This is a genomic window from Nonomuraea sp. NPDC049269 (assembly GCF_043197155.1).
Lineage (GTDB): Bacteria > Actinomycetota > Actinomycetes > Streptosporangiales > Streptosporangiaceae > Nonomuraea.
On sequence record NZ_JBICSO010000009.1, the window covers coordinates 106,392 to 119,168 of the forward strand.

The 12,777-nt window shown below is 69.2% G+C and carries 12 protein-coding genes; 5 read left to right on the top strand and 7 right to left on the bottom strand.

Annotation, left to right across the window (positions count from 1 at the left end; translation table 11 throughout):
- Positions 1 to 908 precede the first annotated feature (908 nt).
- A complete protein-coding gene (locus tag ACGFNP_RS43670; RefSeq protein ID WP_393328838.1) occupies positions 909 to 2,012 on the bottom strand; it encodes a hypothetical protein in 1,104 nt (367 codons plus the stop codon).
- Between the two features lie 104 nt (positions 2,013 to 2,116).
- On the opposite strand from ACGFNP_RS43670, the gene ACGFNP_RS43675 reads away from it, so the two are divergent.
- Positions 2,117 to 2,347, top strand: a complete 231-nt coding sequence (locus ACGFNP_RS43675) for a hypothetical protein (RefSeq protein ID WP_393328840.1) — start codon at positions 2,117 to 2,119, stop codon at positions 2,345 to 2,347.
- Positions 2,348 to 2,478: 131 nt separating this feature from the next.
- Entirely contained in the window at positions 2,479 to 2,670 is a 192-nt protein-coding gene (locus ACGFNP_RS43680) for a hypothetical protein (RefSeq protein WP_393328841.1), read from the top strand.
- 33 nt (positions 2,671 to 2,703) lie between these two features.
- Here the strand turns inward: ACGFNP_RS43680 and ACGFNP_RS43685 are convergent, their stop codons facing one another.
- A complete protein-coding gene (locus tag ACGFNP_RS43685; RefSeq protein ID WP_358322051.1) occupies positions 2,704 to 3,084 on the bottom strand; it encodes a helix-turn-helix domain-containing protein in 381 nt (126 codons plus the stop codon).
- A 96-nt stretch (positions 3,085 to 3,180) separates the two neighbouring features.
- Between ACGFNP_RS43685 and ACGFNP_RS43690 the strand changes: the two genes are divergently transcribed.
- A complete protein-coding gene (locus tag ACGFNP_RS43690; protein WP_358322054.1) occupies positions 3,181 to 3,588 on the top strand; it encodes a RidA family protein in 408 nt (135 codons plus the stop codon).
- Between the two features lie 44 nt (positions 3,589 to 3,632).
- Here ACGFNP_RS43690 and ACGFNP_RS43695 read toward each other — a convergent pair whose 3' ends face one another.
- Entirely contained in the window at positions 3,633 to 4,907 is a 1,275-nt protein-coding gene (locus ACGFNP_RS43695; RefSeq protein WP_393328844.1) for an MFS transporter, read from the bottom strand.
- A gap of 387 nt (positions 4,908 to 5,294) precedes the next feature.
- Here ACGFNP_RS43695 and ACGFNP_RS43700 point away from each other — a divergent pair, with 387 nt between their 5' ends.
- Positions 5,295 to 8,171, top strand: a complete 2,877-nt coding sequence (locus ACGFNP_RS43700; protein WP_393328846.1) for a helix-turn-helix transcriptional regulator — start codon at positions 5,295 to 5,297, stop codon at positions 8,169 to 8,171.
- Positions 8,172 to 8,180: 9 nt separating this feature from the next.
- On the opposite strand, the gene ACGFNP_RS43705 is transcribed toward ACGFNP_RS43700, so the two are convergent.
- Together ACGFNP_RS43705 and ACGFNP_RS43710 are read right to left on the bottom strand one after the other, a co-directional pair.
- A complete protein-coding gene (locus tag ACGFNP_RS43705) occupies positions 8,181 to 8,855 on the bottom strand; it encodes a helix-turn-helix domain-containing protein (RefSeq protein WP_358322063.1) in 675 nt (224 codons plus the stop codon).
- A 42-nt stretch (positions 8,856 to 8,897) separates the two neighbouring features.
- Positions 8,898 to 10,352, bottom strand: coding sequence for an MFS transporter (locus ACGFNP_RS43710; RefSeq protein WP_393328848.1), 1,455 nt, complete (start codon positions 10,350 to 10,352; stop codon positions 8,898 to 8,900).
- Positions 10,353 to 10,518: 166 nt separating this feature from the next.
- Between ACGFNP_RS43710 and ACGFNP_RS43715 the strand changes: the two genes are divergently transcribed.
- The gene (locus ACGFNP_RS43715) at positions 10,519 to 11,172 is read left to right on the top strand and encodes a TetR/AcrR family transcriptional regulator (RefSeq protein ID WP_358322216.1); all 654 of its coding nucleotides are present in this window, start codon (positions 10,519 to 10,521) and stop codon (positions 11,170 to 11,172) included.
- Positions 11,173 to 11,174: 2 nt separating this feature from the next.
- On the opposite strand, the gene ACGFNP_RS43720 is transcribed toward ACGFNP_RS43715, so the two are convergent.
- Together ACGFNP_RS43720 and ACGFNP_RS43725 are read right to left on the bottom strand one after the other, a co-directional pair.
- A complete protein-coding gene (locus ACGFNP_RS43720; protein ID WP_358322068.1) occupies positions 11,175 to 11,381 on the bottom strand; it encodes a ferredoxin in 207 nt (68 codons plus the stop codon).
- On the bottom strand, positions 11,378 to 12,598 hold the full coding sequence (locus tag ACGFNP_RS43725; RefSeq protein WP_358322071.1) for a cytochrome P450: 1,221 nt from the start codon (positions 12,596 to 12,598) through the stop codon (positions 11,378 to 11,380). Before ACGFNP_RS43725 ends, ACGFNP_RS43720 begins: the two co-directional genes overlap by 4 nt.
- Between the last annotated feature and the right edge of the window lie 179 nt (positions 12,599 to 12,777).

Sequence of the window (12,777 nt, forward strand, 5' to 3'; positions counted from 1 at the left end):
GTCGCGCTCGGCCGGTGCCGGGTTGGCGGCGATCACCCCGACGCGTCGCAACAGGAACTCGCGCGGGCGCAAGAGCTCGTCGGCGGCTCGCTGCCGGCCCTGATCGAGCCGGCCGGGGACCCGACCACGTCCTCACCGTCTCGGACTTCGCCGCCGCAGCCGGGTTGGGTGTCCGGATCACCCAGATCGACCTGCGTTTCGACCTGCTGGGCGAGTTCGCCCGGCTGGCCGGCGAAAGATCCTGGTCGTATCGGTCGCCCGCACCTACACCCTCGACCAGATCCAGGAGGCGGCCGAGCTCCGCCAGTCCCGCCGGCCCGGCGGCAAGCTCATGCCCATCATGTGATCGCTTGCCGGCCTGGCTCGACCGGGTGTGGTCGGCCGGGGGCCAGGCGCCGTGTCTGTAGTCAGAGCTGGACGCGGACTGGAACCGGCCTCCTCGGAGGCCTCTACCTGGGAAGAGCACGGGCAGGCCAACGGCGTGTCCGCCACCTACGGCTGGGCGTCGCACCGGTCAGTATCGAGGCCCAGCGTTGTGGCCAACTATCGTGCCCAAAGGCCAGATATCGTGCACAGCCACATCTCAACGGATCGCCCGGAGACGGCCTGGTCCTGCGCATCCCACGGACCAAGTCGACTTGGCCGGGGTGCCCCACACCGGCGTCCCGGCCACCCTCGACGGCTACCGTCAGGCGACCGGCGAGAGGACCGCAACGAGTACACCGGTGTAGAGAGCTCGCGTGCTGCGCTTCCGCCTCACCTGGACTCTCGGACGCCCGGCGGACCCCCGCGCCTGGGGAAACGCCACTGGACTACTCCTCCGGCCGGTCGGCTTCTGGGGCACTGCTCCGCTTGTTCACCTCAGCCACGATCTGGCCTGATCCAGCGTTTACCGGCGCCGTGGGGGTTCAGAACTCGATGAACCCGTACAGCGCGAGATGGTTTGACTTCGTACTGCCGACCGTGTGATCAACGCTCGACGACCGCACGGTGCCCTTGACGAAGAGGTAGTCGATCTTCCTGGACCCGTCGGTCGCCTTGGCTCCATAGCCGGTCATGCCGAAACCGCCGAGTGTTGTGGCGGCGATGCCCGTGCGATTCGCGTCGATCCCGATCACACGGATCGTTGACGCGTTCATCAGAGTGGTGGCGTCCGCGCCGACGTGGATGCCGGAATTGGCGATGCCCGTGTAGCCATCGCCCGCGCAGGCGTTCCCCCCGTTCTCCTCCGGGAGGTGCATGGTCGCGGCGAAGACGGTCGTCCCCGTTTCCTTGAGCGTGAACTTCGCCGCGATCGCGCTGGTGCGCTTCCATTTGTAGTCGTTGGTGGCGCCGTCGTCGTTGTCCGGCGGCTTGTACAGAGTGCACCCGGCCCCGCCGTTGTACGGTGTTCCAGGCTTCAACCAGCCCGCACTCCAGTACTTGGAGATGTCGCCTGCCGCGAGGCTCAGCGTTCTGGTGTTGTAGATGATCCCGTTGGTCTGCTTCTTCTTCAGGTCGCCGAGCGCCTGTTGGCTGCACTTGTGCGTACTGCCCCACTCCTCGGGGTCGTCCCAGGCCACGAGCGCCTTGTAGGTGCCCGCCGGATAGCCGAACTTGGCCCCGAGCTGGTCGGCGTATGCCGTGGCCTGTCCAGTGCCACGCACCTGTTGCACGATCAGGAGATCGGGAGCCTTCACGTCAGAGGTGCCCGTCTTACCGTTGTCGTCGACGAGCATCGACGTGAGGTGGTCCGGGCCCGAGATTCGGGTGCATGTGCCGTCGGCGTTGTTTCTCACCAGGTTCTCGATGTTGTTGTCGTAGACCCGTAAGACGCGATCCTCCGCGACCGTGGGCGCTTGGTGCGCCTGCGAGATCGAGGGTGTGGTGAGCAAGACGATTGTCGCGAGCGCTACCACGCCAAGCGATCGGTAAGGGGATGACATTGTCGAAGGGTAGCGATGATCGTCGGGCCTGTCGCGAGTCGATGATGTTGACCCGCGGCCGCCTTGAACGCATTTCATGATCTTCATGGAGAACTTCCTCCGTCCGTGGCGTCCCTATTCCCCCGCGGCCTCGAAGGTGGCCTGGTGACCGTGCTGAAGCCCGACACCCGGCTCTCCCTGACTGCCTGGCGATGACCGACATCGCCAAGGTCCTCTCCCGCGCTTGGGGAACCGAGCTGACCACACCCGACATGACCATGGAGGAGGCTGTCGCCGCGGGCATGCCAGGCTGGGGCGTCACATCACACGAATTCCTCAACGTGGTCGGCCAACCCGCCCGCCCGGAGTACGCGCGGGCCTTCGGCATCCCGCTCACGACCTTCGAGGAATGGGCGTACGGACACCCGCAGGCCACAGCCTGACGCTCTTGGCTCTGACCACGTACCTGGTCACCCGACTTACCGACATATCCACCCAGATCCCAGTGCCGGCGAGCCATGTCGATGCCGAACGCCTCGATTGCCGCCAGCTGTCAGCGGACCTGCCATAGGCGATGATCACCAATGCGGCGCGCGAACTCCTGCAACGAGCACAACAGGCGGCCGCCGTACGTCCCGGCGTTCTCTCCGAAGACCTGCTCTCGCTCATCAACGCCAGCTCACTGGCCACCGAGCACCACGATGACGACGAGCAGGCTTGCCGGCTGCTGGACATCGCGATCGAGGACATCCGCCTCCATCGGTGACCGTGGCCGACCATTCTGAGTTGGCCGCGGAAGTCAGGCGTCGAAGCGACGGCGGGCGGCCTCTATGTGACCGAAGTACCGGCGGGTCCAGCCGCACATCCCGTCGACCGTCGCTCGCAGGGCCTGGCCCGGCTCAGTGAGGGTGTATTCGACCCGCGGCGGGACGGTGGCGTACACGGTGCGCTCGACCAGGCCGTAACGCTCCAGCATGCGCAGGTTCTGGGTGAGCATCTTGTGGCTGATGCCCTCGACCTCACTCCGCAGCTCACTGAAGCGCAGGGTGCGATCACCGAGACCCTCGACGATCAGGAACGCCCACTTGTTGGCCACGTCCGAGAAGATCTCCCGCGCCAAGGAGCCCGCACGCGCCAGGTCCGCATCCTCGGGCGAGCCTGTGAGCTGCTTGGTCACCATGAGGTTCTCCAGTCACGAAAAAGTGCGTTCTTCCACGTCAGCAGCCAGTCTCCTATAGTGCCTGAGTAACCACAAGAGAGCAGGAGAGACAGGACCATGGCCATCACCTTTGCCAACCCCAGCGGATTGCCCACGATCGATGTCTACCGGCAGGTGTCGATCGCATCCGGGTCGAAGCTGATCTTCATCGCCGGACAGGTCGCCTGGGACGCCGAGGGAGTCACGATCGGCGAAGGCGACCTCGCCGCACAGGTCGAGCAGAGTTACCTCAACATCGGCACCGCCCTGGCCGAGGTCGGCGGGACCTTCGACGATGTGGCGAAACTGACCTTCTACGTCGTCGACTGGACCCCCGACAAGATGCCCCCACTCCTGGAAGGCATCTCCCGGGCAGCCGCGAAACTGGGAGTCACCCCGGCCCCGCCGGCCACGCTGATAGGCGTTGCGGCACTGGACGTCCCCGACCACCTGGTCGAGATCGAAGCCACCGCCATCCTCGACTGAACAGCCGGCCTTCGCTCACTGAGCACCGACGTGCTGACCCGGAATCAGCCGTCCGGGTCGCCCGCCGTACGGGGAAGGTCCCTTCCCAGGCGGGCGAGCGGAGACCGGGCCATGAACAGCGGAGAGAGTGCCAGCGTGACGGCGGTCAGTAACAGACTCGTACGCAGCCCCAGCGCGCCCGCCAGATAGCCACCGAGCAGGGAACCGAGCGGGGTCAGGCCCATGCCGATGAAGTTGATCGTCGCGACGATTCGGCCCTGGATCGGGATCGGGGTGACGGCCTGGCGGACCGTCGTGATGGTGACGTCGACCAGCTGGCTGAAGACGCCGAACAGCAGGTTGACCGCCATGAGCGCGGCGATCGTAGCGGCGGAGGAGCCGCGTAGCGCGGGGACGCAGAGCATCACGCCATCGGCGATCAGCGCGGCGGACACCAGCACGACGCCGTAGCCGTATCGCCTCGGCAGCCTGGCCGACAGCAGGGAGCCCACCAGCGCGCCCGGACCCATCGCCGCCAGCACGAGCCCGACAGCGGCGCCCGGCAGGTGCAGCGTGCGCGGCAGGAAGAGCAGATAGATGGTCATCAGGGCGGCGAAGGAGAACTGGAAGAGAGCCGAGGCGATCCCCACAGCGCGCAACAAGGGGTTGCTGACGATGAGCTGCAAACCCTCGTGGATCTGCCGCCACACGCGGTCCTGCCGTACGGCGGGACCGGGCATCGACTCGATCCGGCGGATCCGCCGGATCGACAGGAAGGACAAGGCGAAGAAGAACGCGCTCGCCACGATGGCGATCGGCGCGGTGAGGAGCGACACCAGCGCGCCACCGAGCGCGGAACCGGTGATCTGCGCGGCGGACCTGCTGCCCTCCAGTGCGCTGTTGCCCTGAGCGAGCTGGCCGCGTCTCACCAGTCGTACGAGGGAGGCCTGGTAGGCCACGTCGAAGTACACGGTCAGCGCACCGACGAGGAAGGCGACCAGGACAAGCAGCGGCATGTCGAGCAGGCCGAGGAGGTGGAGCACGGGTACGACGGCCAGCACCATGGTCCGGCCGAAGTCGGCCAGCACCATAACGTCACGGGAGCGCCGGCGGTCCACCCAGGCACCGACGAAGAGCGAGAGCAGCAGGATCGGCACCTGCTGGACGGCGCGGAGGATGCCGACTTGCTGGGTGTCGGCGCTGAGCGCGACCACGGCGACGAGCGGCAGAACGACCTGGCAGGCCTGAGCTCCCAGTTGGGAGGCGGTCTGGCCCATCCAGAGCCGGCGGAAGTCGCGGTCATGCCACAGGCTCGGCGGAGGCGGGTCGGATGCCTTCATCGACGGCCTCGCGCCGGCGGGCGCGCGAGCACGGCAGGAGAAACGAACGGCACAGGGTGTCCTTGAGTCGCTGAGAACGCCCACAGAATCTGGGCAGGGAAAGGTGCGCTGTGCCGCAGTCGGAATGCGGCACGCGGTGACAGGCCGGGGTGGCCCAGAACGTCAGCGCGTGCTCGGTTGACCGACCATCTCAGCTCCTCAAAAGGATCATCCGCTGTCAGCGAGCCTAGCCGCTGGCCGTCGTGCCGGACAACGCGATTCTCCGCATGCCGGGGCATGTGAGCGGGCGCCTGGACAGCGACCTGAATCTATATGATCATCATCTCGCACCCTTGACTGACCGTGCGACGGGTCCTGGCGTCATCGCCGGATGGACCGGAGGATGCCATGACCGATGACAGGTCGGCCGCGAGGGGATCTGTCGGGCAGCCGTGGTCCGAGCTGGTCGGGCGGTCCCATGAGATGGCCCGGATCGAGGAGGCCATCGCCGGTGCGGCGGCCGGTGAATGCCGGCTGGTCCTCATCGACGGTGAGCCGGGAGTGGGCAAGACCCGGCTGCTCAGGTACCTGATCGAGCGGGCGCACGCGGCCGGGCGGACCGTGCTCGCCGGCAGCGCCACCGAGTTCGAGCGTCTCGTCCCGTTCGGTATGTACGTAGACGCCTTCACCCGGCTGTCCGACGAGCACGACGCACCGGGCGGCGCTCCGACCGCCGATGCCGGACCCGGTGAGCTCGCCGAGGCGGCGCTGCGTACCTTGCTGTCGGCGGGAGAAGCGGGCGCGGCGGGCGCGGCGGGCGACACCGATCGCGGCAGGTTGGACCGCTATCACACCTACCGAGGCATTCGAGCGCTCCTGACCCACCTGGCCGCCGACCGCGGCGTCGTACTGGCGCTCGACGACCTGCACTGGGCGGACGGGCCGTCGCTGGAGCTGACCGAGTTCCTCCGTCGTCGCCCGCCGGCCGCCGGATTCCTGCTGGCCATCGCCTGCCGGTCGAGCATGATCCCACCGATGGCGGGTGATGCCGTCGCCCGGCTGAGCCTGGCCCCGCTCGACGAGGACGCGGTCGCGTCGCTCATGCCGTCGGACGCGGACCCGCGCAGGCGGCGGTTGATGTACCAGGTCAGCGGGGGCAACCCGTTGTTCCTGCGCGCGTTGCTGGACGCCGACGACAACACCCTGACGGAACTGGCCGACGGCCGGCCCGGGGCGGCGCTCGCCCTGGAGCAGACGCTGCTGGCGGTGCTGCGCGAGGAGCTGGACCGGCTCACGCCGACGGCCCGCCGGGCGGCCCATGCGGCGGCGGTCGCCGGGGAGCTGGCCTCGCTCGTCGTCATCGCCCATATCGCCGAGCTCGACGCCGCGAGCGCCGCCACCGCCGTGGACGAGCTGTGCCGGCACGGTCTCGGCACGCTGGCGGGCGCGCGGTTCACCTTCCACCATCCGCTGGTACGCGGCGCCGCCTACGACACCTGTGGCCCAGGCTGGCGCGTCGCGGCGCATGCCCGGGCCGCCGGCTACCTGCGCCGCAACGACGGCTCGCTGGCGTTGCTCGCCCATCACACCGAGCGGTACGCCGAGCACGGTGACGAGCAGGCCGCCCGGACGCTGGGCGACGCCGGCATCGCGTACCTGGACTCGGCGCCGGCGACCGCGGTGCGGCTGCTCCGCGACGCCCTGCGGGTGCTGCCGGAACGCGACGACCTCGTGCCGTACCGCGGCCACCTGCTCACCTGCCTGGCCAAGGGCACCGGCGTGATGGGCTCGCTGACCGAGAGCCGGCGCATCCTGCAGGAGGTCATCCACCTGCCGCACGAGGTGGCCACGGCGGCGGTGGCCTTCTCCTCCGTGATCTCGCGGCTGCTCGGCCGGCTGGACGAGGCACGTGCCCTGTTGGGCGCGCGAACCGGACAGACCGGGCATGACCGGCGGTTACGCGCCCAGCTCCTGCTGGAGCGCGCCTCCGTGGCGGTGTTGCGGGCGGACCCGGGCGAGGCGCGCGGGCACGCGCTCGAAGCCGTCGGGCTCCTGTCGGAAACGGCCGATCCGGCGCTCGGCGCCGCGACGCACGCCGTGCTGGCCCTGGCCTGCCTGCAGGACGGCGACATCACCGCGGCGCGGGCGTACAGCAGGCGGGCCGGATGGCTGATGGACAGCGCGTCGGACAACGCCCTGATACCGCACGTGGAGCTCATCGCGCCGCTCTCCTGGGGCGAGACCTGTCTGGAGCGGCCGGGCGAGGCCGCGCGCCACCTCGCCCGGGGGGTCGACCTCGCGACGATGTCCGGCGGCAGCTACGCCATGCCGTACCTGCTCATCGCCCAGGCCCACCAGAGGGCCCGCGCCGGCCGCCTGGCGGAGGCCATCGAGACCGCGAGGCACGCCGTCGCGGCGTCGGAGTACATCCAGAGCAGCGAGACGCTGGCGATGGCCCACTGTGTCATGCTGCTGCCGGTACTGTGGCGGCACGGCACCGGTCCCGCCATGAAGCTGGCCGGCCAGCTCGCCGAGGCCGCTCCCGGTTCGGCCTGGTGGCAGGCGATGGCGCACGTGTCGGCGGCCCGGGTGCACCTCGCCGCCGGCCGCGCCGAGCCTGGTCACGCGCCACCGCCATCGGTTCTCACCCGTGACACCGAGGTGGAGCGGCTGGCCGTGCAGTCGATCCAGGCCGGGGCCGAGGGCGACGTCGGCACCGCGCTCTACCGGTCGGCTGCCGCGATCGCCGCCGCCGCCGACGGTCCCGCCTACCGTCTCGGGATCGCGTACGACGCCCGCGCCCGCGCGTTGTGCGGCCGCGACGACCTGGCCGGAGCCGCGGTGGCCGCCCGGATCGCCACCGAGCGGTTCGCCGAGAGCGGCGCCGTCGGCGAACGCGGCCTGGCTCACCAGCTTCTCGCCACCATCTTCGGCCGCATGGGAGACGTGGTGTCGTCCCGCGCCGAGATCGGCTGGGCCAAGGCCGCCTACCGGGAGTCGGGCGCCGACTGGCTCGCCGGTCAGCTGGCCCGGGTGGAGCGGCAGCTCGCCGCGCGCGGCCCCCGGCACACGGCGCGGGAAACAGCGCTGACGGCGCGGGAGCGGCAGGTGGCCGAACTCGTCAGCCAAGGGTTGACCAACCGGGAGGTGGCCGAGCGGCTCCAGGTCAGTCAGAAGACGGTGGAAACCCATGTCGCACGCATTTTCAGCAAGTTCGACGTGCGCTCCCGGGTGGCGCTGACCAGACGTATGGCCGGCCGAGGCGACGGCTGGAACCACCGATAGCCGCGATCTCTAGCGGCGCTCTCCCAGCAAGGAGGAGCTGAGCCCGTAGATGGCCGTGATCAGGTTGTCCCCCAACCGGCGCCAGGACCGCTCCGCGGCCGCGTGGTCGGCTCGGCCGTTGGCCAGTTCGGCTTCCAGTTCGGCGCTCATGTGGACGATGAGCTGCCGGATCATCGCGCCCTGCTGGACGACCAGCTCGCGATCCTTGTCAGGCCCGTACGGGTAACCGAGCTCTTCGATGCGGCGGAACGAGGGCATCTTCAGGTGCGCCTGGATCGTGTACTCGCGCAGAGTGGGCTCCACCACGGTCTGCGCCAGGAAACGGCCGTACCAGGACGGCGTGCCCAGGTCGATGTGGTGTTCGATGCTCGGCTGGACGACGCAGGCGATCCAGTCCCGGAGGGACAACGCGCCCGGCTCGCCGAGCGCGGCCACCATCGAGATGCGGTGCTTCTCGATGGCGGCCATGTGGCGGGCCAGGATCGCGTGGATGAGCTCGTCGCGGGTGCTGAAGTGATACTGCACCACCGACTTGTTGCGCTGGCCCGCCTCCTCGCCGATCCTCCTGATCGACACGTTCGCGAACCCGTGCTCCGCGTAGAGCCGCTCCGCGGTGTGCATCAGCTTGTCCCTGGCGAGTGCGGAGCGGGGAGAGATCGTGGCGGCCGTCTCGGAGAGTGTCATCCAGCACTGACCTTCATGACCGTTCCCTGACCTCGTTCTAGTTCACCGCGCGCTGGAGGCGGCATCAGCCGCCACCGAGGCCAGGCTACCCGCATCGCGCCGACCAGGGATGAACGCGGCGATCAGGAACGCGGCCAGCGCGGCGCCGCAGCCGATGAGCATGGCGACCCGGAAGCCGTTGAGGGACGGCAGTTCGACGGGGCCGAAGCGGGTGACCATGTTGGCCAGCACGACCGAGATCACCGCGCTGGAGGTGGAGGTGCCGATCGACCGCATGAGGGCGTTCAGCCCGTTGGCGGCGCCGGTCTCCGACGCGGGCACCGCCGACATGATCAGCGCGGGCATCGCGGCGTACGCGATGCCGACCCCAGCGCTGATGACGCAGGTGAACACGATGATCTCCCAGACCGCGCCGATGAGCACGACGCCCAGGCCGTACCCGATGGCGATCACCAACGCGCCCGCCATCAGCGACACCTTCGGGCCCCGCGCGGCCGACAGGCGCGCCGCGAACGGCGACGTGGCCATCATCACCAGCCCGCCCGGCGCCATGCACAGGCCGATCACCAGCAGCGACTGACCGAGGCCGTATCCCGTGGCCTTCGGCATCCCGAGCACCTGCGGCAGCACCAGCGACATCGCGAACATCGAGAAGCCGGCCATGACGGAGGCGAGGTTCGTCAGCAGCACCCGGCGGCCGACGGTGATCCGCAGGTCCACCAGCGGTCGCGGGGACCGCAGCTCCCACCGGCCCCACAGCAGCAGGATGACCCCGGCGGCGGCGAACAGCCCCAGAACGGTGCCGCTCGTCCACCCCCAGTCGCCGCCCTTGGAGATCGGCAGCAGCAGGCACACCAGTCCGGCCGACAACCCGACCGCCCCGAGCACGTCGAAGCGGCCACCAGAGCGAAGCGGCGACTCCGGCACCACGGCCACCACCAGGACGGCGACCACGGCACCGAGCCCCGCCGAGACCCAGAACAGCACATGCCAGCCGATGTGCTCCGCGAGGAGCGCGGCACTGGGCAGACCCAGCGCGCCGCCCACGCCCAGCGAGGAGCTCATCAGCCCGATCGCCGAACCGAGCTTCTCGGCGGGTAGTTCGTCACGCATGATGCTGATGCCCAGCGGGATGACACCGGCCGCCGCGCCCTGCAGGGCCCGGCCCACGATCATCGGGGTCAGCGAGTCGCTGAGCGCGCAGACGACCGACCCGACCACCAGCAGCCCCAGGCAGAGCACCAAGATGCGCCGCTTGCCGAACATGTCGCCCAGCCCCCCGAACACCGGAGTGGCCACGGCGCCGGCCAGCAGGGTGGCGGTGATGGCCCATGAAGTGTTCGACGGGGAGGCGTGCAGCAGCGTGGGGAGCTGCGGGATCAGCGGTATGACCAGGGTCTGCATGAGCGCGACCACGATGCCGGCGAACGCCAGCACGGCCACTGTCAGGCCACTGCTCGGCGCCTGTTTCTGGGTCCCGGGGACCACCGTCGTCATCGACGTCCTGTCTCGATCGTTGCGGAATGGGGTACGCGGTCCACTCGGTGATCTGCGGAATCAGGCGGCGGCCGGGATAACCGTAAGGTGACCGCCTCAATCGAGTCAAGCAGTTGACTTAATCGAGGCGGTCACTCTAGGTTGCTGCCACTACCGTGGGAAGGTGATGGTGACCACGACCAGGCCCGATCGCGGCGGCGAGACCCGCGAGCTGCTCCTGACGACCGCCGAGCGGCTGTTCGCCGAGCACGGCGTGGCGGCCGTGTCCAGCCGGCAGATCAGCGAGGCGGCGGGACAGGCCAACAACTCCGCGGTCGGATACCACATCGGCACCAAGACCGATGTCGTGCTCGCGATCGTCCGCCGGCACTCCGCGCCGATGGAGCGGCGCCGCGCCGAGATGCTCGCGACGCTCACCGAGGCGTCCGGCCTGCACGAGTGGATCGCCTGCCTCGTACGCCCCGTCACCGGCCACCTCGCCGACCTGGGCAATCCGACCTGGTACGCCCGGTTCGCCGCCCAGATCACCACCGACCCCGCCCTCCGCCAGCTCGTCACCGACGACACGATCACCTCGCCGTCGCTGCGGCAGACCCTCGAGGGGATCTCCCGGCTCGTACCCGCCCTGCCCGAGCAGGTACGACGCGAACGCAGCGACATGATCCGCCATCTGCTGGTGCACATGTGCGCCGAGCGGGAACGCGCGCTGCACGAGGGCACGGCCACGCCGCACCCGACATGGGACGGCGCCGCGACCGGGCTGATCGACGCGATAACCGGGCTGTGGCTGGCCCCGGTCAGCGCGCCGGAGTCGCCCTGACGTCACTCCGACAACTGGATGGCCAAGGTGGGGCACGCCGCGGCGGCGGCGCGGACCGCCTCGTGTTGATCCAGCGGTGGCGCCTCGTCCAGCACGATGACGACGCCGTCCTCCTCGCGCTGGTCGAAGACCCGGTCGGCCTTCATCACGCACAACCCGCTGGCGCAGCACAGGTCCTGATCGACGCTGACCTTCATGATCCCGGTCACCAGGTGACCCAGACGTCCTGCAGCCCGCCGGAGATCCCTCCAGTACGGAGCTGAAGGTCCTCGGGGGCGTCCCGCAGCCGCAGGCTCGGCAGCCGCCGGGCCAGGGTGCCCAGCACGACCTGGAGTTCCATCCTGGCCAGGGGCTGGCCGAGGCAGAAGTGCGGGCCGGCGCCGAAAGTGAGGTGCTGGTTGTTCTCCCGGCGCGGGTCGAACCGCTCGGGCTCGGGGAACTTGCGCGGGTCCCGGTTGGCGGAGGGCGTGTTGGGGATCACGGTCGTCCCCGCGGGCACCTCCACTCCGCTCAGGTTCACGCCCTCGGTGATGAACCGGGGCACCCCGCCGATCGCGGACAGCGTGCTGTCCAGACGCAGAACCTCCTCGACCGTGCCCGGGATCAGCTCGGGGTCGTCGATGACCGCCTCGAAGCGCTCGCGCTCGGAGAGCAGCATCGCCGCCATGATCGCGATCATGTTGGAGGTCGTCTCATGCCCGGCGAGCAGCAGCCCGCGTACGGTGGCGATGAGCTCGGCATGGCTGAGGCGGCCGTCCTCGCTGTCGGAGATCTGCGTCAGCTCGCTGAGCAGGTCGTCTCCCGGGTTCGCCCGGTTCCGGTCGACCAGGTCTGAGACGTACTCGTTGAAGCCCTGGTACGCCTCGTCGACCTCTTCCTGGGTGTTACGCGTCAGGGTCAGCATGGTGCGCGACCAGTGGGCGAACTTGTCCTGATCCTCGCTGGGCGCTCCGACCAGCGCGCAGATGACGCGCACCGGCAGCGGCAGGCCCAGCCCGGCCGACAGGTTCCCCGGGGAACCCTTGGCCACGAGGGAGTCCAGCAGTTCGTCGGTCATCGCCTGGATCCTGGGACGCCACACCTCCATCCGGCGGACCGTGAACGAGCGGCTGAGCAGCCGCCGCCATCGCAGGTGCCCCTGCCCTTCGCTGATGTCCTCGCTGCCCATCCGGCGCCGGCTGAACAGCCCGCCGTCCTTCGTGGTGGACAGCCGGGCGGCGCCCTCTCTGCGAAGGTTGCGGCTGAAACGCGGGTCCGCCATCACCGCTCTGGCGTCGTCATAGCGGGTCACCAGGGCGGCGGTGTCCCCGCTGGGCAGCCGGACGTGCGCCACCGGGCACTGCTCACGGAGCTCGGCCAGCTCCGACGGAGGCTCCAGGGCCGTGGCCCGATCGAAGGGAAAGTCTGGGATCGCCTCAGCAGTCATCGTGTCCTCCAGCTCGGGAACTTGACCCGACTCACCCTAAGTCGCCTGCCTTATTAAGGCAACCTCCTTGAAACCGACCCGCCAAGGCGCATCGCCATGATCATGCCACTCAACCCTTGGAGATGAGCGAGAGCGCTGGGTCAATCACAAAGGGTAATTGTTGATAACTTTAAGTAGTG

Bases quoted from the DNA above. Each gene is read 5' to 3' on its own strand.
- ACGFNP_RS43670 (WP_393328838.1), bottom strand. From the start codon at position 2,012: ATGAAGATCATGAAATGCGTTCAAGGCGGCCGCGGGTCAACATCATCG.
- ACGFNP_RS43675 (WP_393328840.1), top strand. From the start codon at position 2,117: ATGACCGACATCGCCAAGGTCCTCTCCCGCGCTTGGGGAACCGAGCTG.
- ACGFNP_RS43680 (WP_393328841.1), top strand. From the start codon at position 2,479: ATGATCACCAATGCGGCGCGCGAACTCCTGCAACGAGCACAACAGGCG.
- ACGFNP_RS43685 (WP_358322051.1), bottom strand. From the start codon at position 3,084: ATGGTGACCAAGCAGCTCACAGGCTCGCCCGAGGATGCGGACCTGGCG.
- ACGFNP_RS43690 (WP_358322054.1), top strand. From the start codon at position 3,181: ATGGCCATCACCTTTGCCAACCCCAGCGGATTGCCCACGATCGATGTC.
- ACGFNP_RS43695 (WP_393328844.1), bottom strand. From the start codon at position 4,907: ATGAAGGCATCCGACCCGCCTCCGCCGAGCCTGTGGCATGACCGCGAC.
- ACGFNP_RS43700 (WP_393328846.1), top strand. From the start codon at position 5,295: ATGACCGATGACAGGTCGGCCGCGAGGGGATCTGTCGGGCAGCCGTGG.
- ACGFNP_RS43705 (WP_358322063.1), bottom strand. From the start codon at position 8,855: ATGACACTCTCCGAGACGGCCGCCACGATCTCTCCCCGCTCCGCACTC.
- ACGFNP_RS43710 (WP_393328848.1), bottom strand. From the start codon at position 10,352: ATGACGACGGTGGTCCCCGGGACCCAGAAACAGGCGCCGAGCAGTGGC.
- ACGFNP_RS43715 (WP_358322216.1), top strand. From the start codon at position 10,519: ATGGTGACCACGACCAGGCCCGATCGCGGCGGCGAGACCCGCGAGCTG.
- ACGFNP_RS43725 (WP_358322071.1), bottom strand. From the start codon at position 12,598: ATGACTGCTGAGGCGATCCCAGACTTTCCCTTCGATCGGGCCACGGCC.